Here is a 21,370-nt window from a genome sequence, read left to right as displayed (position 1 = left end):
CAAACGGGAAAGCTCCAAGGCTAAACTCAGAGAGGTAACACAATGAAAAAACTGCTTATTGCGTTGATGACCACGACCGCCGCCATGTCACTGGCGGCGTCGGCGCAAGCCGCCGACAAGCTGAAGGCGTGCTGGGTCTATACTGGCCCGATCGGCGATTTCGGCTATTCCTACCAGCACGACCAGGGACGCCTCGAGGTGGAAAAGGCGCTCGGCGACAAGGTCGAGACCGCCTATCTCGAAAACGTCTCGGAGGGCCCCGACGCCGACCGCGCTTTCGAGCGCCTGGCGCGCGAAGGCTGCAAGATCATCTTCGGCACCTCCTTCGGCTTCATGGATCCGGAAGTGAAGGTCGCCAAGAAGTTTCCCAAGGTGATGTTCGAGCATGCCACCGGCTACAAGACCGGTGACAATCTCGGCATCTACAATGCGCGCTTCTATGAGGGCCGCTATGTGCTCGGCCAGATCGCCGCCAAGGAATCGAAGGCAGGGGTCGCCGGCTACATTGTGTCCTTCCCGATCCCCGAGGTGGTGATGGGCATCAACTCCTTCATGCTTGGTGCGCAGTCGGTCAACCCGAACTTCAAAGCCAAGATCGTCTGGGTGAACTCCTGGTTCGATCCGGGCAAGGAAGCCGATGCTGCCAAGGCGCTGTTCGACCAGGGCGCCGACATCATCGTCCAGCACACCGATTCAACCGCCGCCTTGCAGGTGGCGGAGGAGCGCAAGCTGCACGGCTTCGGCCAGTCTTCGGACATGATCAAGTTCGCGCCGAATGCGCAACTGACCTCACTCACCGACGAATGGGGCCCGTACTACATCAGCCGCGTGCAGGCAGCACTGGACGGCACCTGGAAGCCGGATAACGTCTGGCTCGGCATCAAGGACGGCGCCGTCAAGCTGGCTCCCTTCACCAACATGCCCGACGACGTGAAGGCGATGGCCGAGGCAACTACCAAGAAGATCTCCGACGGATGGAACCCCTTCACCGGACCGATCGCCAAGCAGGACGGCACGCCGTGGCTAAAGGACGGCGAAGTCGCCGATGACGGCACGCTGCTCGGCATGAACTTCTATGTGAAGGGCGTCGACGACAAGCTTCCGCAGTAAGCCCAGGGAATACAAAACAAAAAGGGCGCCGCATGGCGCCCTTTTTCATTTCGCGGGCTGTGCACTTGTGCCGCGAAACCGCGCCAGCGCGATATCGAGCATGCGGCCGATCCATGTCTTGGCCTTGCGCTGGGCCGGCCGTTCAAAATACCGCCAGATCGCCCAGGAAATCAGAACCATCGTCACTATGCAGCCCAAAGCAGCAGTCCATTTGCCGACCAACGGGGCTGCGGCATTGATGGTGATGTAGCCGATTTTCTGGTGCAGGAGATAGAGCGGGTAGGTCAGCCCGCCCAGCGCCAGCGTCAGTGCGGACGGCACGACATAGCTGCGCAGCAGGATCGCGCCGATCAGCAGGGAATGCATGACGAAATTGGCGATCACCAGATGCGGCTGCAAAACGGCAATGCCATATTCGTTCAGCATCCACTGCTGCGTCACGGACAACGTGCTGCAGGACAGAACGAAGGCGGCACCGAGCAGCAGCAGGGCCGGCAACGAACGCCCATGCGCATGGAGGTGGTGGACCAGCACGCCGGCGGCGAAGAACGGACCGAACTCGGTGATGAACAGCAGCCTTATCCCCCGGCTGTCGATGAAGAACTCGTTCAAGGCTGCAATCGCCAGCCAGATCAAGATCAGCCCAAGCTTCCATTTCTGGAAAACGCCGCCGATGAGCGCCAGCGTCACCCATCCATAGAACACCAGCTCGAGCAGGATCGACCAGTAGACGCCGTCCATGAAGGGTTGGCCCAAGGCCGGCGCAAACATCGACAGATTGGCGGCGTACTGACCGAGCGAGGTTGCAAACAGCGGTGCGCCAAAAGCCATGAAAATGATGAAGGTGATGGTTATGCACAGGAGGTAGCCGGGATAGAGGCGCACGAAACGCGCGATGGCAAACTCGTGCCAGAAGCGGCCCTCCGCCGACCAGGCGATGACAAAACCGCTGATCAGGAAGAACAGATTGACGCCGAGATAGCCGTAGAGCGCGAACGGCGCCACGGCCGGATAGCCCTCGGCGAGCGCGCCGTCGGCGGCAGCACCCCGAAAGAAATAATGGAAGAAAACCACAGCCAGCGCCGCCGCCAGCCTCAGCAGGTCGAGCGTCGCGATGTAATCCTGCCGGGCAGGTCTGTCGTCCATGCGGGGCCTCTGCGTTTACGACCCGGAAACCATAACGCAGGTCGCATCCAAACAGGGTAAACGGCAGCAAATATCACGAAATTTGGTAAATGGCAGCGCAAGCATCCAACCGGGTACAACTGCCTGCAATGCGCCTCCGTGATCCCCTTCACAGACGAAATCGCTTTTTACTTGCATGCTCATCTTACGGCCTGACGAAATCGGCCGGCGTTACTAATTTGAGCAGGAGAATGTCTTATGCAATTGAGCAAAAAACTCTTAGCCATTATCGGTAAGCGCATTCCAGCCATTTATGATGTCATTCCGCACGGACCACAGTGGAGGTTCGCGCAAGTCGCACTCAATCCTCAGCCGCTCCCGCCGCATGAACTGGGCGCAGCGATCGCCGACGAATTCGTCCGCGGCGCGTGGTCCGCCGAGCGAGGCGGGCTCGATATGAAATCGGTGCTGGCCGACCTCGACGACTGGTGCCCGACGCGACCGAAGATCCCAAAACTTCCGCCGTGGTGGCCGCCAATTCCGGAACCCGAGCCGCACCCCGAATGGTTCGTCGACTTCCATTTGGGATTTGCCGCGCGCCTCTCGGTCGTCGCAACCCAAGCGGCGGGCATGCGGCTGGACAAGGCCCTCAATCAGGCGATCGATCGGTCCCTGACTGCAATGGAGTCGGTCAAGCTCTGACGAAACGCCACTCAGCTTAATGCATGTCGCTCAAAAGTGGCCCCGGTTCTTAGAGAACGACATGCATCAAAACAAAGACTTAAAGCGCGTCGCATGAATTCGTTTCGATGCGGCGCGCTTTAAGGGCGCCGGGAGGCGCCCTTTTGTCGGATCTGGTTAAACCGCTGAACCGTAGAGATCGTAAGCGTCGGCGCGGTCGATCTTGACAGTGACGATGTCGCCTTGGCGCAGCGGACGCCGCGACTGGATGTGCACCGAGCCGTCGATCTCGGGGGCGTCGTATTTGGTCCGGCCCTTGGCCGATGTGCCATGCGCCTCGTCGATCAGCACCGGCAGGCGCTTGCCGACTTTCTTGGCCAACTGCGTCGCCGAAATCTTCTGCTGACGCTGCATGAAGCGGTGCCAGCGCGCTTCCTTGATTTCCTGCGGCACCTGTTCGAGACCGAGATCGTTGGAGCGGGCGCCGCGCACCGGCTCATATTTGAAGCAGCCGGCGCGATCGATCCTGGCTTCGTCAAGCCAGTCGAGCAGCATCTGGAAATCCTCTTCCGTCTCGCCGGGGAAGCCGACGATGAAAGTCGAGCGGATCGCGAGATCCGGACACACCTCGCGCCAGCCGCGAATGCGCTCCAGCGTCTTTTCGCCATGCGCGGGCCGGCGCATGTTCTTCAGCACCTGCGGCGAGGCGTGCTGGAACGGAATGTCCAGATAGGGCAGGATTTTGCCCTCCGCCATCAGCGGAATGACGTCGGCGACGTGGGGGTAGGGGTAGACATAGTGCATGCGCACCCAGATGCCGAGCTTGCCCAGTTCCTCCGACAGGTCGAGGAATTTCGCCCGCACCTCGCGGTCGCCGAACGTCGATGTCTGATACTTGATGTCGATGCCGTAGGCGCTGGTGTCCTGCGAGATGACCAGGAGTTCCTTGACGCCGGCCTTGGCCAGTTTCTCGGCCTCGCGCAGCACGTCGGCCGCCGGCCGCGAGACGAGATCGCCGCGCAATGCCGGGATGATGCAGAAGGTGCAGCGGTTGTTGCAGCCTTCCGAAATCTTGAGATAGGCGTAGTGGCGCGGCGTCAGCTTTACGCCCTGCGGCGGCAAAAGGTCGATATAGGGATCGTGGCTCGGCGGTGCGGCTTCATGCACCGCAGCCATCACGCTTTCATAGGCCTGCGGCCCGGTGATGGCGAGCACATTGGGGTGCTTTTCGCGGATCACATCCGGCTCGGCACCGAGGCAGCCGGTGACGATGACCCGGCCGTTTTCCGAAAGCGCCGAACCGATGGCGTTGAGTGACTCGTCGCGGGCTGAATCGAGGAAGCCGCAGGTGTTGACGACGACGAGGTCGGCGCCGTCATGCTTGCGCGCGATCTCATAGCCTTCGGCGCGCAGGCGCGTGATGATGCGCTCGGAATCCACAAGGGCCTTCGGGCATCCAAGGCTGACGAAACTCACGCGTGGGGCGGACATAAAGCGTTTTCCGGTATTTTCAGGATTGGCGGCGCAGTACCACACTTAATGCGGCAATGGTATGGGCACGCCCTTCATGCGGCAAAACGCACGGTAATTGCCGTCGAAACAGGCTCGATATTGCGGAAAGCGCTTCAACTCACCGCGTTGGTTACATGCGGCGCGACTTCCACGATGCCGCGATAGACCATGTCGATCGCGACATAGAGAATGATCAGCAGGCCGACATAGGCGATCCAGCGATAGCGATGCAGCAGCTTGGCGATGAAGCTCGCGGCGAGGCCCATCAGGGCAATCGAGAGCACCAGGCCGATGACCAGAACCGGGAAATGATCGCGCGCGGCGCCAGCGACGGCCAGCACATTGTCGAGCGACATCGAGACATCGGCGACGACGATCTGCAGCGCTGCCTGGCCGAGCGTCTTGCGCGCCTTGCCGACTGCCACGGTCTTGTCGCCGTCGAGATCGGCATTGGCCAGCGCCTCGGTCGCCTCCTGCTCCTCGGCATGGGACGTCCGCAACTCGCGCCACATCTTCCAGCACACCCACAACAGCAGGATGCCGCCGGCCAGAAGCAGGCCGACGATGGCAAGCAATTTGACGGTGATCGCGGCGAAGAGAATACGCAGCACGGTCGCCGCCAGCACACCGATGAGAATGGCTTTCTTCCGTTGCTCGACAGGCAGGCCTGCTGCGGCAAGGCCGATGACGATGGCATTGTCGCCGGCAAGCACCAGATCGATGGCGATGACCTGGAGGAGGGCCGTCATGCTTGCAGCGCTGAAAATGTCCATCGACCGGAGGCCCTTACTGTTCGCCGCGTGTTCGTCGTCGGATATGCCGACGCCCTAACGTGTATGGTTCCCGGGCGTCAAGAGAGCGCTACAAACAGCGCCAAAAAACCACAGGAATGGGGAAGAGGCGTTCTGCCTGAGAGAACTTAGTCGTAGAGATTGTACTTCGCCCAGTCGGCTTCCGGGATCTCGTCGCCGATGCGGTAACGGAACTGCAAGACCTCCATATGGTCCGGCGCCGTCTCGCATTTGAACTTCAGGCGGTACCATTGCCCCTTGCTGCGGAAGGCAGCGCCGGAACTCTTGATAGCGTCGGCGCTCATCTGCGGCGTCGCAAAGGCGTAAGCGACCACCCGATCAGCCTTGTAGTTGCGATCGTCATGGCTGATACGGTCGAGAACCTCGGCGTCGCATCTCTGTTCCAGCCGGGTCTGCGGATCGAGTTTCAGCAAACCGGCGCGCAAGGCGGCGTCCATGGCATAAGCCGGCCAGGCCAGCGTTACCGAGGCCATGGCCGCAAGGAATAGTTTCTTCATGGGCGGGAGAACCAGCATATTTCGGTTCAAAAATCAACCGGAGTGCCGATCGGGATCCACTCAGGACAGCGCGCTGATGGCAGCTTTTCACATCCCCAGTATCGGGATACGCAATCCACGCTGGCAGGGCCGAGCAGATAACTACCCGGCCACACGATTCACTGCCCTGCACGAGGACGTTGATATCTCAAACCAGTCCGCTCAGCAGGTCGCCCTCGATTTTCGCTTGCGGGATTTGCGGCGCGCGTGGCGCTGAGGTCGTCCGCGCCAAAAGCCGTCCGTAGAATAGGTGACCCACCAGGCGGCCCGACAGAGTCCGTTGGGGTGAATTCGACTTACCGCCGGGCCTAACCGACTCGGGGCTGGCGAGCCGGCTGATGCCACCCTAATATTAGCAACTCTGCAATAGAACCCGGCGCGGACGTTTTCCCCAGTTCAGACCTTACTTGCAGTCCCATTTCGGGAGACAATTGCTGGCATCAGTCTTGCTGCAGAGATCTTTGCCGGCTGACCCCGGTCCTGATCGCGTATTCTGATCAGGTCGTAGGCTCGCCGGGCTTGAGGCTGTTGGGGTCTTCGCTCGGCGAGTTTGCTTCACGCGCGTCACGAATTGCCCTTCGTATCGCTCAACACCGAGGGCGCAGGCGAACGGCAATGGCTGGGGCCGGCGCCCTCCTTTTGACACTGAACAAACCAGAGGGCGCCGAGCCTTTACCGACGGCGCTTTGAGGGAAGCGCGCCGAGTAGTGAGTGTACCGCTCTCGCTAGAGTTGTGGGAATACAGCCTTTTGGACGATGTCCGACAGCGAACGCCGGTGAAGATGGCCGGCGCCGCAAGGGCGCTTGTTGGGGTGCCTTAGGTGGGGGACGCCGGCCATGGCGGAAAATGGTCCGCCGCCAAGATAGGCTAACAGACGGGCCGCAGTTGCATATGGTGTGATCGCGGAAGAGACGGTGACCTTGCCGCTCGGGAGCGCCCGCGGCCCAGCGCGTCTTGTAGCAGGGCGGCCCAGCGGCATGGTCTAGGGGACTAGCGGCGGCTGCTGCTGGGCCTGACCAGTCTGGCTTGAACGAGGCGCGGTGCTGGCTGACTTAAGAATGAGCGCAAGCTGCTTTGAAGGCAATCGGCGCCGTCTCATACGTTCGCTTCTGCAGCCTCAGCCAATGTGCTTAGTGGCGACCTGCGGCCGATCTAAATTTTGCGGGTCGCCCGCTTGGAAAAAGGCCGGCGCTGCTTGGGAGGTTGCCTGATCAGCGCCGGCAGGGCGGTTGGTCCGCAGTAACTCAGCGATACCTGATTCTTGACGTAACGTCATACGTCGGGCTTGATCGCGGGGCCTGGCGCTTTCCAACGTCAGCTTGGGGCTGCTGCGGCTGCGCTCGGCCAGGCGGGCCAAAAATGATCAAGGAAGCGTCCCATGCCCGGCGCTCCTACCTCAAATTGATGGGGACCAAGGTCTCAGACTTACTCGCGCAAAGGTCTAATTGACCTGTTCGGTTCCGGCAATGTCCATTGGACGTTCCGTAGTTTAGCGATTGCGCATAATGGTCGTCGCCCCACTAGGTCAGCAACCTACCTCATTCGACCATCTTGCATTCCGGATTCGGCCTTGACTCCATCGGTTGCGGTCCGCTTCAGGGGAGACGCTCAAAGCCCATGGTTGACGAGGAAGAAGAGGTGACCAGGATTGTGCAAGAAACAAGTGTGCTTCCGCCTTGAAGAAGCCCGCCACCGTTAGGCGGCAAGAAGGAGAACGAACTTGGACACCTTATTAGCGCTTGCCGCACTGGCCATATCTCTGCTTGCTCTCGGTATGTCGTTCTACTTTTGGAAGCGCCAGTTTCGCCCGATGGTAACGGCTACAGTTAAAACTCAGCGGCGGGGAACCATGGGATCGCCTATAAGCTCGTCGTGCTGAATTCCGGGTCAATTCCCGAGACAAATATCCGCCTCATCGTTTACGACCGAGCGGGCTCAAAGCGGCGCTTGGAGCCGGTGCTAGTGAGGATGACCAAAATCGGTGGCTGGCGGCGATGTTTCCGATCCGCATTGCGTATCATGATTGGTTCGGCGCCGAGTACGATTCCGACCCACTTAATATGCTGCAGATTGCCGACTCCGACCGCTTCACCGCTCCCCACCGGTGAAAAAGTCGCAATTGCGAGGCGCTCAGACGGAGCCTTTCCGCGCTTTAGTTAGCCCAAATGTTACCTAACTTTACATCCCCTTATCGAGTTTGCGGTTTTTTAGCATGTGGGGCAAAGGTTATGGCAAGGCTCTAAAGAACCATCTAAGTCATTGATTATGCTTTGATTGTGGCGGAGGAAGTGGGATTCGAACCCACGGTGGGCTTGCGCCCACGCCGGTTTTCAAGACCGGTGCCTTAAACCGCTCGGCCATCCCTCCGTCGTGATTTTTCAATCACTTGCGCGCTCGTCCCTGATCGCCGCTCCTGGCTGCCGGAAGCAACAGCGAAAGGTCGATCATGTGCGTTCATTGCTCTAGTGCGCTCGGCAAAGCCGTGTCAACCGGCATGGGTCAGTCCGCCTGGGCAAAATGGACAGCGGTCGAGTCCAGACAGCCCGATTTCTCAGGTCCATCGCCTTGCCACCGCCGCCACAATCCTGCCCGGTTCCGGACACAATCGATTAATAGGCTGATAAACAATTCCTGCGCACAAGGGGATGGGGATTGGCGCGTCGCAGGCATTGCAGTTCTGGCTTCGCCGAGATTCTAGAAGCGGCGCCTGTGTCGACACGTAGGGGACATCTGAAAACATGCAGACCACGACGCATCGGCGTCTTCGTCGCGCTCCTGCTTTGGTTTTGTGCGCTCTTTCGGCTGTGTTGCTGGCCGCATGCGCGTCGCCGCAGCCCAAGGCCATGGTCGACACCCGAAAGCCGCGCTCGAAGGAGTATTTTGCCGAGACCGAGTATGGCGTGAAGGCCAGCCCGCGCGTCCAATACATGCGGCGCGGCGGCGGCCGCGACCAGTTGGGCAAGCCCTATCAGGTGCGCGGCAAGTGGTATTACCCCAAGGAAGACAAGCGCTACGCCAAGGTGGGTCTCGCCTCCTGGTATGGCGACGCCTTCCACGGCCGCCTCACAGCCAATGGCGAAGTCTATGACATGACGCATCTGACGGCGGCGCATCCGACCATGCCGCTGCCGAGCTACGCCCGTGTCACCAACCTCGAAACCGGCAGTTCGGTTATCGTGCGCGTGAACGACCGCGGCCCGTACCATGAAGGCCGCATCATCGACGTTTCGGAGCGTGCCGCCCAGATGCTCAACTACGCAAAGGTCGGCACCGCCAAGGTCAAGGTCGAATATGTCGGCCGCGCTCCGCTCGATGGCGACGACGATCAGTATCTGATGGCGTCCTACCATCCCGGCAACCGGATACCGGACCCGTCGGACGGCTTGCCGACCGGCGTCATGGTGGCGATGAACGGACCTCCGCCGAGCCTGCCGGTTGGGGCGGCCGCCGTGCCGTTCCCCGGCCAGCTGACCAATTCCGGCACCGAAGCACAGCCGGTGATGTCGGTGCAGGCGCCGGCTTTCGGCGATGTGACACTGCCTGAATTCGGGCCGATCGTGCCTCAGCGGCCGGAGACGCCCTTCGTCGTGGCTTCGCTCTCCTATGCGGATGAACGCGTGCAGCGCGCCGACGTCTTTGCCGCACTCGGTGACCAGGGCATGTCGCCGGCCGACATCCTGCAATCGTGGAAGAAATCCAACCCGCAGGCGGTGCCTGCCGTCTCGGACTATGTCGCGGCGGGCTCCTTCGACGATGCGGCCGAGGCTAAGCGGGTGGCTGAAGCCCTCAAGCCCTTCGGCAGGACCGAAATCCAGAGCACCGAACTCGACGGCAATGACTGGTACGCGGTCAATCTTTATCCGGATGGCCACGGCAATGTCGACGATCTCCTGCGCGCAGCATGGTCGCACGGCGCGCCGGACGCGCTGGCTGTGCGCAACTGATCAACAAGGCCGGCTTTGCCATTGCGTGGTTGATCCGCCGGGAAGAAGCCTGATAGCTTTGCAGCACGTTTCCTGCAGGCCAACGGGTCGAGCCTCTCATGCGATTTCGCCTTGTCCACCCTTTTGCCGGGCTTTTGGGTCTTGGCCTTTTGTTGGCGTTGCTGGTTCCGGCCAACGCGCAGCTTTTTGAGACCAAGGCCACGCAGGCTTTCATGATCGATGCCGAAACCGGCACGGTGCTGTTTTCCAAGGATGCCGACCAGCCGATTCCGCCGGCCTCGATGGCCAAGCTGATGACCATGGAAATGGTCTTCAACGCCATCAAGTCGAAGCGCATGACCCTCGACGACACCTTCGTGGTCTCGGAGAACGCCTGGCGCAAGGGCGGCGCCCCGTCTGGAACGTCGACCATGTTCGCCAAGCTCAAATCGGCGGTCCGGGTCGAGGACCTGATCCAGGGCGTCACCATACAGGCCGCCAATGACGGCTGCATGGTGCTGGCCGAGGGCATGGCGGGCTCCGAAGAGAATTTCGCCGCGCAGATGAACGATCGCGCCCGCCAGATCGGACTGGCGAAATCGACATTCGTCAATTCGACAGGCCTGCCGGCCGATGGCCAGCAAACGACGGTGCATGAACTGGCGCAGCTCGGCCTGCATATGTGGCGCGAATACCCTGATCTCTATCTCTATTATGGCCGGCCCGATTTCACCTGGAACAAGATTACGCAAAGGAACCGCAACCCGTTGCTGGCCATGGGCATCGGTGCCGATGGACTGGTGGTTGGTTCAAGCGAGGCGGGCGGTTTCGGCATTGTCGGCTCGGTCAGCCATGACGGCACGCGGGTGATCGCAGCAATGAGCGGATTGGCGAACGACCGCGAGCGCGCCGAGGAAGCGCGAAAACTGCTCGAATGGGGCGTCCGTTCCTTCGAGAAGACCGAGATTTTCGCCAGCAATGAAGTGGTCGGCGAGGCCCAGGTGTTCGGCGGCGCCAAATCCGGCGTGGCGCTGAAGGCGAAGGCGCCGATTAACGTGCTTTTGCCGATCGCCAACCGCGACAAGCTGACGGCCAGGATCGTCTATCTGGGACCGGTATCGGCGCCGGTGGAGGAGGGCCAGCCCGTCGGTGTGCTGCGCATCTGGATCGGCGACACGCTGAGCCAGGAGACGCCGCTTTTCGCCGCCGAATCGGTCGGCGTCGGCACGCTGCCACAACGCGCGTTCGATGCCGCCAGGGAACTGGCCGTGGGCTGGCTGCGTTAAAGCAGCGTTAGAATCGTGGACCTTTGACAAGGTCCGGACTATGACGTCAGCGCAAAGCAGGACAAAAGGCCTTTCGGTTGGCGCGCGGATTTTTCATCACCTTCGAAGGCGGCGAGGGCGCCGGCAAGTCGACACAGATCGAGCGGCTGGCCAGGAAGATGCGCGCCAAGAAGTATGATGTTCTCGTCACCCGCGAACCCGGGGGGTCGCCCGGCGCCGAGGCGGTCAGGCATGTCCTGCTTTCCGGCGCCGCCGAGCCGTTCGGGCCGAAGATGGAAGCGGTGCTGTTCGCCGCCGCGCGTTCCGACCATGTCGAGCAGGTCATCCGGCCGGCGGTGGAGCAAGGCTCCGTCGTGCTGTGCGACCGTTTCCTGGATTCCTCGCGCGTCTACCAGGGGGTCACCGGCGGCCTCGACCCGGCTTTCATGGAAGCGCTGGAAGAGGTCGCCATCAACGGCATGATGCCAGACATGACGCTGATCCTCGACATCGACCCCGCCGAAGGCTTGCGGCGCGCTACCGCGCGACGTGGCGCCAGCGACGGTCCGGACCGCTTCGAAAAGGAGACGCTGGATATCCACCAGCGTCGCCGCGACGCCTTCCTGGCGATCGCAGCCGCCGAGCCGGACCGCTGCATCGTCATCGATGCGTCGGCGCCTCCCGATACGGTGGAAGACGTCGTCACCGCGGCCGTGTTCGCAGCACTTGAGGCGAGGGCGCCTGCGCGCAACAGACAGGCGGCGCCGGCATGATGTTCGAACGCATCGCCCCTGAGCAGCACGACACGCTGGACGGCGTGCCGGAGCCGTCCGAAACGCTGCGCCTGGTCGGCCATGAGCAGGCGGCCGCGATGCTCGCCGCCGCCTATCGCTCGGGAAAACTGCCGCATGCGCTGATCTTTGCCGGACCGGTCGGCATCGGCAAGGCGACGCTCGCCTTCCACCTGGCGCATCATCTGTTGAAGCATCCGGCCTTCGAGCGGGCGCCGGACGTGTTTGCCGTTCCCGATCCGGCCTCATCACTGTTTCGCCAGATCGCCACCGGGGCGCATCCTGGCGTGCTGCATCTGACCCGGCCGCTGAACGACAAGACCAAGAGCTTCAAGACCGTCGTCACCGTCGATGAGATCCGCAAGGTCAACCGCTTCCTGTCGCTGACCTCGCATGACGGCAGCTACCGGGTGGTGATCGTCGATCCGGCCGACGACATGAACACCAACGCCGCCAATGCCTTGCTGAAAAACCTTGAGGAGCCGCCGACCCGCACGCTGTTCATCCTCATCGTCCATGCGCCGGGCAGCCTGTTGCCGACGATCCGCTCGCGCTGCCAGATGGTGCGGCTGACGCCGCTCGATGCCGTCAGCCTGATGAGCGTTCTGGAGACTGTCGAGCCGCCGCCGCCAGCCGATCCGGCGGCGCGCGCGGCACTGGCGGAACGGGCAGGGGGCAGCGCCCGCAACGCGATCCTGTTGACGCAATATGGCGGACTGGAGATTGCGGGCACGCTCGATGCCCTGGTCACATCAGGCAAGAACGACGTCGCCGGCGCCTATCGCCTTGCCGAGGCCGTCGCCGGTCGCGACCAGGCGATCCAGTTCGACATCTTCAACCGTCGGGCACTCGATCTGCTGTCGTCAGGCGCCAGCGAAGCGGCACTGGCCGGTGATCTCGCGCGGGCGAAAACCCTGTCGGACACTTGGCACGAGGCGCTGAACGCTATATCTGAGACCGATACCTACAATCTCGACAAGAAGCAGCACGCCTTGACCATGATCGACCGCCTGAATTCCGCAATGCGAATGTGACCGGATCCGGCCTCGGGTCGGGATGGCAATCGCCGTCTCGATGCGATATCCACCGCCTCACATTCAATTCGGACATTCATGACGGTTCATTCATGTCACGCGACACATTCTACATCACGACACCGATTTTCTATCCGAACGGCAAGCCTCATATCGGCCACGCCTATACCGTTATCGCGACCGACGCGCTGGCTCGCTTCCAGCGTCTCGACGGCAAGGATGTGTTTTTCCTCACCGGTACCGACGAACACGGCCTCAAGATGCAGCAGACAGCCGAGAAGGATGGCATAACGCCTCTGGCGCTGGCCGACCGCAATTCAGCGATCTTCCGTTCGATGACCGAGGCGATGGGCGGCTCGAATGATGACTACATCCGCACGACGGAACCACGCCACTACGCGTCCTGCCAGGCGATCTGGAAGGCGATGGCCGCCAATGGCGACATCTATCTGGACCGCTATAGCGGCTGGTATTCGGTCCGCCAGGAAGCCTATTTCGAAGAGAGCGAAACCACTCTCGGCGACGACGGTGTACGGCGCGAGCCGCTTGGCTCGCCCGTCGAGTGGAACGAGGAGGAAAGTTACTTCTTCCGGCTTTCCGCCTATCAGGACAAATTGCTTGCGCTGTACCAAAACCAGCCCGATTTCATCGGTCCGGCCGAGCGCCGAAATGAGGTGATGAGCTTCGTCAGGTCCGGCCTCAAGGATATCTCGGTCTCGCGCACGACCTTCAATTGGGGCGTGCCGGTGCCCGGCGATGACAAGCACGTGATGTATGTCTGGGTCGATGCCTTGACCAACTACATCACCGCCGCCGGCTATCCCGACACCAAGGCCGAGCAATGGCGCTACTGGCCGGCCACGCACATCATCGGCAAGGACATCGTCCGCTTTCATGCGGTCTATTGGCCGGCTTTCCTGATGTCGGCGGGCGTCGAACTGCCAAAGCGCGTGTTCGCACATGGCTTCCTGTTCAACCGCGGCGAGAAAATGTCGAAGTCGGTCGGCAACGTTGTCGACCCCTTCACCATGGTCGAGCATTACGGCCTCGACCAGGTGCGCTATTTCTTCCTGCGCGAGGTGCCGTTCGGCCAGGACGGCAGCTACAGCCATGACGCGATCGTCAACCGCACCAATGCCGACCTTGCCAACGGCCTCGGCAATCTGGCGCAGCGCTCGCTGTCGATGATCGCCAAGAACGGCGGCGGCGCGGTGCCGCAGCGCGGCGAACTGACCGAGGCCGACAGCGCCATCCTCGACCAGGCAGTGGAAGCGCTTGGGGCGGCGCGCAAGGCGATGGCGGAACAGGGCATCCATCTGGCGCTGGCGGCAATCTTCAGTGTGGTGGCGGAAGCCGATCGCTACTTCGCCTCGCAGGCACCCTGGGCGCTGAAGAAGACCGATCCGGCGCGCATGGAAACGGTGTTGTGGACGACCGCCGAGCTCGTGCGTCGCGTGGCGCTTCTGTGCCAGCCCTACATTCCGGGATCGGCGGCGAAGCTGCTCGACCTGCTGGCGGTGCCGGCGGACAATCGTGACTTCGCCCATGTCCACGCCGACTACGCGCTGGTGCCCGGCACGGAACTGCCCGTGCCGGAGGGGGTGTTTCCGCGTTACGTCGAAAAGCCGGAGGCGAGCGCCTGATGCTCGTCGACAGCCATTGCCATCTCGACTTTCCGGATTTCGCCGAGGAGCGGGCGGCCATCGTCGCCCGCGCCAAGGCCGCCGGGATCGGTCGCATGGTGACCATCTCGACACGCGTGAAGCGGTTTCCGCAAGTGCTTGAGATTGCGGAGGCTTTCGACGAAGTCTACTGCTCGGTCGGTACCCATCCGCACAATGCCGGCGAAGAGCTCGATGTGACGGCTGAGGAGTTGGTTCGCCTGTCCGCGCATCCAAAGGTGGTGGCGATCGGCGAGGCCGGGCTCGACTATTACTACGACAAGGCGCCGCGCGACGCGCAGGCGCAAGGCTTCCGCACCCACATCTCAGCTGCGCGCGAGACCGGCCTGCCGCTGGTCATCCATTCGCGCGACGCCGACGACGACATGGCTGCCATCCTCGAGGACGAAACAGGGAAGGGCGCCTTCCCCTTCATCCTGCATTGTTTTTCCTCGGGGCGCCGGCTGGCCGAAGTGGGCGTGGCGCTTGGCGGCTATGTCTCCTTCTCGGGCATACTGACCTTCAAGAACTCAGCCGAATTGCGCGCTATCGCCGCCGATATGCCGCATGACCGGCTGCTGGTCGAGACCGACGCGCCGTATCTGGCGCCGGTGCCGTTTCGCGGCAAGCGCAACGAGCCGGCCTATGTTGCGCACACCGCCAAGGTGCTGGCCGAAACCGTTGGCGTCGGCGAGGCCGAGATCGCGACGCTGACGACGGCGAATTTCTTCCGTCTGTTCGGCAAGATGCCGCGGCCTGCCGGGCTCTGACGCATGGGCGACCGGCTGCGCCTCACCATCCTCGGCTGCGGCTCGTCGCCCGGCACGCCGCGCATCACCGGCGACTGGGGCAATTGCGACCCGGCCAATCCGAAGAACCGCCGCATGCGCACGGCCGCCCTGGTCGAGCGGATCGCCGCCAACGGCGAGCGCACCACGGTCGTCATCGACACCGGGCCGGATTTTCGCGAGCAGATGCTGATGGCGGCGGTCCGGCGCATCGACGCCGTCGTCTATACGCATCCGCATGCCGACCACATCCACGGCATCGACGATCTGCGCGGCTACGTGCTCGAACAACGCCATCTGATCGATGTCCATGCCGACCAGCCGACGATGCTTAGGCTGCGCGAAGCGTTCGGCTATTGCTTCGAGACGCCGCTGGGCAGCTCTTATCCGCCGATCGTCAGGCCGCACATCATCGATCACGCCAGGCCGGTGACGATTGAAGGTGAGGGCGGAGCCCTCACCCTTGAGCCGCTGCCGCAGATCCACGGCGACATCATTTCGCTTGGTTTCCGCATCGGCGGGCTGGCCTATTGCCCTGATATCAGCGACTTTCCCGACGCCACCGCCGACCGGTTGCGCGGCCTGGAGATGCTGGTCATCGATGCCTTGCAGTACAACACCCATCCCAGCCATTTGTCGCTCGGTCAGGCGCTCGGCTGGATTGAAAAACTGACCCCGAAACAGGCCGTGCTGACGCATATGCATGTGCCGCTCGACTATGCGACGGTCAAGGCCGAGGTGCCGGCCAGCATCACCCCGGCCTATGATGGCATGGTGATCGAAATCCCTTATGAATCAGCGTGATGTCAACGGCTTTTCATGAGGGCGTTCGGCTCTTTGGTCCGAAGATCAGCAGCGTTCCAATCCGCTCATAGCCCATCCGGAGATAAAGCAGCGCTCCGGCATGCGTCGCCAACAGCATCGAGCATCGCGCCCCACGAGCGCGGTCGTCCTGCAGCATTTTAGACATCAGTGCCTTGCCGATACCGCGACGCCGGTGCGAAGGCTCGACATACATGGCCGTGCACCAGGTGGCGCCGACAGCGTCTATGCTGCGCACGCGTCCAACGATAGTGTCGCCATCGAGCGCCACATACTGGCGCAACGGCGCACCGTCGCCGAGCAGATCGGCCGCGATCGGCCTCCTGCGAATGATCTCCGCCAGTTGCGCTGCTCGCTCGACTGTCTGCACGCGCTCAATCGACACGACCTCTGGCAAGACGGCCGCCGGCGGATCCGGGATCTGACGCAATGGCTGGACGAAGAAACCTTCCGTCCGCAGCAGCCGGTAGCCGAGAGCCCTGTAGGCGGTCCGCACCGGCTCCTCCGGTTCGCCGTCGGCGATCGCGACCGAAACAGCAAAGCTTGACCGTGCATGCTGCCGCACGATCGCATCGGCTTCCTCGGCCGCGACGTCATGGACGACCCATTCTTGGCCACGGTAGTCGCGCGCATTCTTGCGCTCGGCATCGCGCATCAGCCACAAGGGTCCGACGCGGCTGGCCTCATATGGAAAGGTGCGGCTCTTGTCGGTGCTGTAGCCGTGGACGAACACTTCGATCGCCGCTTGGATCTCACGCTTTGCTGTCGTCATTCATGCAGCGTAGCGTTGGTCTTAAGCTCGAGGCAACACGGATCGATCTTGCCAAGCCTAGGAAAATCAGCAGCAATTCCCGGCTACCGCTCAACGCATAAGTTCCATAATCTATCTTATGCGACTTTCTGGGCCGTCGAACCCTAGATATGGAACCGGCGTTGGTGAACTGGAGATTCGGTTGGTCCGAGAACACTTTTCCGACCGTGAGCTTTATGGCGAACTGGTGCAGATCGACGGCAGCTATCACCGTTGGTTCGAGGAGCGAGGCAGTTCGGGCGGATAGCCGGGCGGATCTTCAACCACTACCATCACTATCTTTTGCTGGACGACGACGAAACGCAGCACGTTTGATGCCAGCATGAACTCCGTGGGCTTCGCGCATTTCCATTCAACTCTAACAACCTCTGCATCAACGCCTTTGTCGCTAGTGATTTTTCTTTCTGTTTGAATCAGAGGCTTCGAACAATCCGCTTCAGGAAGACGTTTTACAAACTCTGGAAAAACCCCCGCCAAGGCCGCTCCGTAGTCAAATATGATCCAGGCTGCATCAGGCGCCAGGAAACTTTTGCTCTGGTCCGGATTTTCGATCGAAAGCCTAATGTAGTTCCCGACGAGCTGGTCGGGCGCGACTTCGGAAGCACCCGCTGCGGCGATGGGAAGGCAAGTCGCTATCGCCGTCACGATGCACCTTAACTTCGTGGCGGGAGTCGGCGATCCTTCTGCGGCAACAGTTTCGTTGGCCCGGTCATCGCTCAAATCTGCCAGTCCTAATTGGAGTGGACACAAAATGCCTACGCTCGCTGACGTAAGGCAATATCCGCGATGCGGTCGAGAACTGCCAGTCTCTTCTATGTCACGCCCCGATTTGCCCGTTATGTGGTCGGCCCGCTAGTCGAGCATGACCACGGCCTCAACCTCGAACAGCATCGGGTCGATCGCAAGTTTGGGAACGGGAACCAGGGTCTGTGCCGGCAGCGCGTCGCCGAACATCTCCTTGACGTTCTGGGTCAGCACCGCGAGCTTGGACATGTCGTGGTCGACCACGAACACCGTAAGCTTGGCGACCTGATCGGGTTTCGCACCGATACCCTCAAGCGCGGCGCGTAAATTCGCATAGGCCTGTTTCACCTGGACAGCGAAGTCGGGCGACAAGCCTCCCGTGGCGTCCTGGCCGCCCTGCCCGGAAATATACGCCACCCGGGCTCCGGGCGGCGTGATCACCGCCGTGCTGTAACCGTTTGGCGACGGGTCGTAGAGGGTTTGCGGATTGACGATGGTCAGCTCAGTGGCCGTCGTCGCTGTGGGAATTGATAGGTTCATGATGATTAACCCTCCGATAAGCAGATGCCTGATTGCGCGTGACATGATTTTCTTTGGCTCCGTGGACCGCGAGCGAAGTCCCTCGCGGCCGCATGATTTGAACTTTGGCCATATCAGCCATAGCATGACTCATACGATGTACGAGTCATGCTATGGTACAACGTACTAGTCAAGCGGTGAGCGTCGACATTCCTGACGCTGCCTGCCAAAATCGACGCTCAGTCAGCGAGGACGACAGATGGCAGCCAAACGCGACGGCGCCCGAAGCGAACGACCGCCACGGACCAAGCCCAGGCCCGTGAAGGAGCCGACCAGCGAACCGCCTCTTTCCCGGGACCGTATCGTGGCGACCGCGGTGGAATTGCTGGACGCTCAGGGGCTCGACGGATTGACGATGCGTCGGCTAGCCGACCGCCTCGGTGCGGGCGTGATGAGCCTGTATTGGCACGTCGACAACAAAGACGACGTCCTGGATCTGGCGCTCGATTCGGTGCTTGATTATCGCGCCTTGCAGCAGTTGGACGAGCCTCAAGATTGGCGCGCGGAAGTCATTCATATGCTCGACGACTGGCGGGCCAGCATGCTCCTCCATCCCTGGTCGACATCGCTGTTGCCGCGCCGGGCGCTCGGCCAGAACATCCTCGGTCGCCTGGAACTCATGGGCAAGATCTTGTCCACGGCCGGCGTCGCGGACGCCGACCTGAACGCGGCGATATGGTCGCTCTGGAACTATGTGATGGGGGCCACCATCACCCGGGCAAGCTTCGATGTCTCTGCCGAAGACAGGGCCGCCGCGCAGCAGCACCTTGAGCATCTTGGCGGACCACCCTACCCGACAATCGGGCGCTCCCGCCTGCTGTTGGACGATGATTGGGACGGCGCCTTCCGCAAAGGCCTCGGCTTCCTGCTCGGCGGGCTTTCTCCGCGATAAGCGGCTATCGCGAAGTTTTCATCCCGAAAAACTCGCCAGGGCCCCGCTGAAGGCGGCTAGGATTGCGACACCATGGAAGACGCCAAGGGCCAGCCATCTCAAGCGGCCTGCGCCAGCTTGACCAACAAATGCCCCATAGGCAGGAAACTGCAGCGCCGCCAATCCGATGGAAAGGCCGGTGATGGTTGTGTTGGTCAAAAGGGTTGCCAGCATGGGAATCGGATAGAGAAGGCGCGCCAACACATAGTGTCCATGCCCTGCGCCGACCGAATAGAGTGCCAGGAAGAAGGCAATGGGAGTGATGCCGAGGCCGACAAGGAACCCTGCCCGCGAGGAGAATTTTGGCCGCACTATTCCTCCAGAAGGCAACGCTAGAACCAAATGTTCACTGGCTAACTTGTGCCCGCAATGGGCCAGCCTTCGCACCCAGGAAAACGCCTGGATCAGTGCGGCGTGTCCGGCTGTCCGTTGCCCGACAGGATCTGCAATGTTCCCCGCGCAGCATTGCGGAACGCATCGTCGAAGCTGACGCCTCGCACCTGCCAGCCATATTCCCTGCCGTGGAAGCCGAGCCGCCAGTCGCCGACCCAACCCAGCGCTTTCTGGCGCCATGCCAAAGTGCCGGAAAGCAGAGCATCGCCTTCCAGGGTGTTGGCTACATCGGCAACGGCGACGTCCTGCGGTTTGGGGAGCTCCAGCGGCAAACCGGTCCGGTGCGCGGCGTCCGCCAACGCGACACGCATATCCGCCTCAAGCTTGTCGCCGCCATCGCGCACCAGCGTGAAGCCGTTCCCCTTCATCGGCTTTACCTCGAGCAACGCGACGATTGCGGGTCGTGGCAACAGCCATGGCTTACGTCCCAGCGATGCCAGCAAGGCATCGATCTTGTCCGGATCGAAATCGGCGGTGATGTATTGCGGCCGGTCGTGAGTGCCCTGCTCGTCATGCGGCGGGCGGTTGTTGAGCAGGTCGCGGTAGCTGATATCAGCGGCATGGTCGGCTGCATGCCGGCTCATCTCCGCAACGCGCGGATCGCCAATCAGCCGCGGGTCGCCGGAAACCTTGACCAGCACTTCTTCAAGGCACGGTGCCAGGCCCCACGCCCGATTCTCGTCACCAGTGCCGCTGGTCACCGATTGCGCACGGTAGAGACTGGCGCGGTCAATGTCAGCGGCCGCGACGGGAAAGGCAACCAGCGCCGCCAGCGCCACTGCGGCAAAAGCGATCTTCAAGCCGCCAGGCATCCGCCGACCCCTCCCAACCGTCCGGAAATATTGTCGGACACATATTCTGGTCATTTCAGGGAAATTCAAGCACCTGAAGAGTGCAGCGTCAGTTAGGTGGATGTCAGCTTTACCTGATAGCTCAGCAGACGCTTTTCACCGGGCGCGATCAGCATCACTCCCGGCTTGTCCGCGAACTCGCCATCGAAATCGACTGGGCTGGCAAAGCCGTGCCAGGGTTCGATGCACAGGAACGGCGCGCCGCCGGGTTTCGACCAGATACCCAGTTCCTTGAAACCCTGCCAAGCCATTTCGATCGCCGGACCGTGCGTGGCGCCATAACGAACGCTCTCAGTGGCTGGCCGGTCGAGGATCACGGCGTCCGCGTCGAACAACCGTTCCGACAGCACCAGCGTTCTGCCTTCGATGGGCGTCGGCTGCGGCGCAGCCAGCACCAAGCCGTCCTTCAGCCGGCGGATCGGCGCCGGCTCATCAGCGGCAAAGGTCAGCTGGTAATCGGTCTTGGCGAGGCCTAGCAGCAACGGCCAGTTGAATGCCGGATGCGCTCCGATCGAGGCAGGCAGCATCTCGTCGCCGGTGTTGGTGATATCGAAGGAAATATCAAGCTGCCGGCGTTCCAGCGTGTAGGTGACCGCCAGGCGAAACGCGAAAGGATAGCGTGCGCGGGTGTCGGCGTCGTCGGTCAACACCAGCGTGCAGGATCCGGTGGTCGTCTCAGCCCACACAAACGGCTTGTCTCGAGCAAAGCCGTGCTGCGTCAGCGGATAGGCCTGGCCACGGTGGCGCAGCTGGTCGCCCTTCAGCCGACCGACGATCGGAAACAGCACCGGCGAATGCCGCCGCCATTCCGGTCCGGCCTGCCACAAAAACTCGATACCCTCGGCGTTGCGCAGAGAAACCAGTTCAGCCCCCTGCCCGACAATGGTCGCCGAAATCCCGTCGCCGTGAAGCGTCACTTGTTCCATGCGTCCTCGCGGAAAGCTGCGTGCGAGCGGCAGGTTAGCAAAAGCCCGCGTGGACTCAAAGGCGGCAGGACACC

At 61.7% G+C, this 21,370-nt stretch carries 20 protein-coding genes and 1 tRNA gene; 10 read left to right on the top strand and 11 right to left on the bottom strand.

Annotated elements, in window-relative coordinates; all coding sequences use genetic code 11:
• The first annotated feature begins 42 nt into the window (after positions 1–42).
• Positions 43–1,110, top strand: a complete 1,068-nt coding sequence (locus ACWGTI_RS27555) for a BMP family ABC transporter substrate-binding protein (protein WP_454575130.1) — start codon at positions 43–45, stop codon at positions 1,108–1,110.
• A 45-nt stretch (positions 1,111–1,155) separates the two neighbouring features.
• On the opposite strand, the gene ACWGTI_RS27550 is transcribed toward ACWGTI_RS27555, so the two are convergent.
• The gene (locus ACWGTI_RS27550; RefSeq protein WP_454590034.1) at positions 1,156–2,256 is read right to left on the bottom strand and encodes an acyltransferase family protein; all 1,101 of its coding nucleotides are present in this window, start codon (positions 2,254–2,256) and stop codon (positions 1,156–1,158) included.
• Between the two features lie 237 nt (positions 2,257–2,493).
• Between ACWGTI_RS27550 and ACWGTI_RS27545 the strand changes: the two genes are divergently transcribed.
• Positions 2,494–2,937, top strand: coding sequence for a hypothetical protein (locus ACWGTI_RS27545; protein WP_454590033.1), 444 nt, complete (start codon positions 2,494–2,496; stop codon positions 2,935–2,937).
• Between the two features lie 156 nt (positions 2,938–3,093).
• On the opposite strand, the gene rimO is transcribed toward ACWGTI_RS27545, so the two are convergent.
• The 4 genes from rimO to ACWGTI_RS27525 form a co-directional block, all read right to left on the bottom strand.
• A complete protein-coding gene (gene rimO, locus ACWGTI_RS27540) occupies positions 3,094–4,407 on the bottom strand; it encodes a 30S ribosomal protein S12 methylthiotransferase RimO (RefSeq protein ID WP_454590032.1) in 1,314 nt (437 codons plus the stop codon).
• A gap of 134 nt (positions 4,408–4,541) precedes the next feature.
• Positions 4,542–5,201 (bottom strand): TerC family protein, encoded by a 660-nt coding sequence (locus tag ACWGTI_RS27535; RefSeq protein ID WP_454575134.1) that lies wholly within the window; start codon positions 5,199–5,201, stop codon positions 4,542–4,544.
• 146 nt (positions 5,202–5,347) lie between these two features.
• Complete coding sequence (locus ACWGTI_RS27530; protein WP_454590031.1) at positions 5,348–5,755, bottom strand: DUF930 domain-containing protein; 408 nt, start codon at positions 5,753–5,755, stop codon at positions 5,348–5,350.
• Positions 5,756–8,054: 2,299 nt separating this feature from the next.
• Positions 8,055–8,144 (bottom strand) — tRNA-Ser (locus tag ACWGTI_RS27525).
• Positions 8,145–8,515: 371 nt separating this feature from the next.
• On the opposite strand from ACWGTI_RS27525, the gene ACWGTI_RS27520 reads away from it, so the two are divergent.
• From ACWGTI_RS27520 to ACWGTI_RS27490, 7 genes are all read left to right on the top strand, one after another.
• The gene (locus ACWGTI_RS27520) at positions 8,516–9,721 is read left to right on the top strand and encodes a septal ring lytic transglycosylase RlpA family protein (protein WP_454590030.1); all 1,206 of its coding nucleotides are present in this window, start codon (positions 8,516–8,518) and stop codon (positions 9,719–9,721) included.
• A 98-nt stretch (positions 9,722–9,819) separates the two neighbouring features.
• On the top strand, positions 9,820–10,986 hold the full coding sequence (locus tag ACWGTI_RS27515; RefSeq protein ID WP_454590029.1) for a D-alanyl-D-alanine carboxypeptidase family protein: 1,167 nt from the start codon (positions 9,820–9,822) through the stop codon (positions 10,984–10,986).
• Positions 10,987–11,063: 77 nt separating this feature from the next.
• Positions 11,064–11,738 carry a dTMP kinase gene (gene tmk, locus ACWGTI_RS27510; protein WP_454590028.1) on the top strand — a complete coding sequence of 225 codons (675 nt, stop codon included), beginning with the start codon at positions 11,064–11,066 and terminating at the stop codon, positions 11,736–11,738.
• Positions 11,735–12,790, top strand: a complete 1,056-nt coding sequence (locus ACWGTI_RS27505; RefSeq protein WP_454590027.1) for a DNA polymerase III subunit delta' — start codon at positions 11,735–11,737, stop codon at positions 12,788–12,790. Before tmk ends, ACWGTI_RS27505 begins: the two co-directional genes overlap by 4 nt.
• Positions 12,791–12,882: 92 nt before the next feature.
• Positions 12,883–14,433 (top strand): methionine--tRNA ligase, encoded by a 1,551-nt coding sequence (metG, locus tag ACWGTI_RS27500; RefSeq protein ID WP_454590026.1) that lies wholly within the window; start codon positions 12,883–12,885, stop codon positions 14,431–14,433.
• On the top strand, positions 14,433–15,221 hold the full coding sequence (locus ACWGTI_RS27495) for a TatD family hydrolase (protein WP_454590025.1): 789 nt from the start codon (positions 14,433–14,435) through the stop codon (positions 15,219–15,221). Before metG ends, ACWGTI_RS27495 begins: the two co-directional genes overlap by 1 nt.
• 3 nt (positions 15,222–15,224) lie before the next feature.
• Entirely contained in the window at positions 15,225–16,043 is an 819-nt protein-coding gene (locus ACWGTI_RS27490) for an MBL fold metallo-hydrolase (protein ID WP_454590024.1), read from the top strand.
• A gap of 13 nt (positions 16,044–16,056) precedes the next feature.
• Here the strand turns inward: ACWGTI_RS27490 and ACWGTI_RS27485 are convergent, their stop codons facing one another.
• The 3 genes from ACWGTI_RS27485 to ACWGTI_RS27475 all read right to left on the bottom strand — a co-directional run bounded on the left by ACWGTI_RS27485 (position 16,057) and on the right by ACWGTI_RS27475 (position 18,201).
• Entirely contained in the window at positions 16,057–16,833 is a 777-nt protein-coding gene (locus ACWGTI_RS27485; RefSeq protein WP_454590023.1) for a GNAT family N-acetyltransferase, read from the bottom strand.
• Positions 16,834–17,079: 246 nt separating this feature from the next.
• The gene (locus tag ACWGTI_RS27480; protein ID WP_454590022.1) at positions 17,080–17,592 is read right to left on the bottom strand and encodes a hypothetical protein; all 513 of its coding nucleotides are present in this window, start codon (positions 17,590–17,592) and stop codon (positions 17,080–17,082) included.
• A gap of 132 nt (positions 17,593–17,724) precedes the next feature.
• Positions 17,725–18,201: a RidA family protein gene (locus ACWGTI_RS27475; RefSeq protein WP_454590021.1), complete on the bottom strand. Its 477-nt coding sequence runs from the start codon at positions 18,199–18,201 to the stop codon at positions 17,725–17,727.
• A gap of 193 nt (positions 18,202–18,394) precedes the next feature.
• On the opposite strand from ACWGTI_RS27475, the gene ACWGTI_RS27470 reads away from it, so the two are divergent.
• Complete coding sequence (locus tag ACWGTI_RS27470; protein WP_454590020.1) at positions 18,395–19,087, top strand: TetR/AcrR family transcriptional regulator; 693 nt, start codon at positions 18,395–18,397, stop codon at positions 19,085–19,087.
• Positions 19,088–19,105: 18 nt separating this feature from the next.
• On the opposite strand, the gene ACWGTI_RS27465 is transcribed toward ACWGTI_RS27470, so the two are convergent.
• The 3 genes from ACWGTI_RS27465 to ACWGTI_RS27455 form a co-directional block, all read right to left on the bottom strand.
• Entirely contained in the window at positions 19,106–19,513 is a 408-nt protein-coding gene (locus ACWGTI_RS27465) for a hypothetical protein (RefSeq protein ID WP_454590019.1), read from the bottom strand.
• A 17-nt stretch (positions 19,514–19,530) separates the two neighbouring features.
• Positions 19,531–20,331 carry a DUF2066 domain-containing protein gene (locus ACWGTI_RS27460; RefSeq protein ID WP_454590018.1) on the bottom strand — a complete coding sequence of 267 codons (801 nt, stop codon included), beginning with the start codon at positions 20,329–20,331 and terminating at the stop codon, positions 19,531–19,533.
• A 92-nt stretch (positions 20,332–20,423) separates the two neighbouring features.
• Positions 20,424–21,296 (bottom strand): aldose 1-epimerase family protein, encoded by an 873-nt coding sequence (locus ACWGTI_RS27455; protein WP_454590017.1) that lies wholly within the window; start codon positions 21,294–21,296, stop codon positions 20,424–20,426.
• Positions 21,297–21,370: the final 74 nt, after the last annotated feature.

It is taken from the genome of Mesorhizobium sp. ArgA1, assembly GCF_053714375.1.
This window is presented reverse-complemented; position numbering and strand designations above follow the sequence as displayed.

Excerpts from the sequence above, each read along its gene's own strand:
- ACWGTI_RS27555 (WP_454575130.1), top strand. The coding sequence starts at position 43 with ATGAAAAAACTGCTTATTGCGTTGATGACCACGACCGCCGCCATGTCA.
- ACWGTI_RS27550 (WP_454590034.1), bottom strand. The coding sequence starts at position 2,256 with ATGGACGACAGACCTGCCCGGCAGGATTACATCGCGACGCTCGACCTG.
- ACWGTI_RS27545 (WP_454590033.1), top strand. The coding sequence starts at position 2,494 with ATGCAATTGAGCAAAAAACTCTTAGCCATTATCGGTAAGCGCATTCCA.
- rimO (WP_454590032.1), bottom strand. The coding sequence starts at position 4,407 with ATGTCCGCCCCACGCGTGAGTTTCGTCAGCCTTGGATGCCCGAAGGCC.
- ACWGTI_RS27535 (WP_454575134.1), bottom strand. The coding sequence starts at position 5,201 with ATGGACATTTTCAGCGCTGCAAGCATGACGGCCCTCCTCCAGGTCATC.
- ACWGTI_RS27530 (WP_454590031.1), bottom strand. The coding sequence starts at position 5,755 with ATGCTGGTTCTCCCGCCCATGAAGAAACTATTCCTTGCGGCCATGGCC.
- ACWGTI_RS27520 (WP_454590030.1), top strand. The coding sequence starts at position 8,516 with ATGCAGACCACGACGCATCGGCGTCTTCGTCGCGCTCCTGCTTTGGTT.
- ACWGTI_RS27515 (WP_454590029.1), top strand. The coding sequence starts at position 9,820 with ATGCGATTTCGCCTTGTCCACCCTTTTGCCGGGCTTTTGGGTCTTGGC.
- ACWGTI_RS27505 (WP_454590027.1), top strand. The coding sequence starts at position 11,735 with ATGATGTTCGAACGCATCGCCCCTGAGCAGCACGACACGCTGGACGGC.
- metG (WP_454590026.1), top strand. The coding sequence starts at position 12,883 with ATGTCACGCGACACATTCTACATCACGACACCGATTTTCTATCCGAAC.
- ACWGTI_RS27495 (WP_454590025.1), top strand. The coding sequence starts at position 14,433 with ATGCTCGTCGACAGCCATTGCCATCTCGACTTTCCGGATTTCGCCGAG.
- ACWGTI_RS27490 (WP_454590024.1), top strand. The coding sequence starts at position 15,225 with ATGGGCGACCGGCTGCGCCTCACCATCCTCGGCTGCGGCTCGTCGCCC.
- ACWGTI_RS27485 (WP_454590023.1), bottom strand. The coding sequence starts at position 16,833 with ATGACGACAGCAAAGCGTGAGATCCAAGCGGCGATCGAAGTGTTCGTC.
- ACWGTI_RS27475 (WP_454590021.1), bottom strand. The coding sequence starts at position 18,201 with ATGTCACGCGCAATCAGGCATCTGCTTATCGGAGGGTTAATCATCATG.
- ACWGTI_RS27470 (WP_454590020.1), top strand. The coding sequence starts at position 18,395 with ATGGCAGCCAAACGCGACGGCGCCCGAAGCGAACGACCGCCACGGACC.
- ACWGTI_RS27460 (WP_454590018.1), bottom strand. The coding sequence starts at position 20,331 with ATGCCTGGCGGCTTGAAGATCGCTTTTGCCGCAGTGGCGCTGGCGGCG.
- ACWGTI_RS27455 (WP_454590017.1), bottom strand. The coding sequence starts at position 21,296 with ATGGAACAAGTGACGCTTCACGGCGACGGGATTTCGGCGACCATTGTC.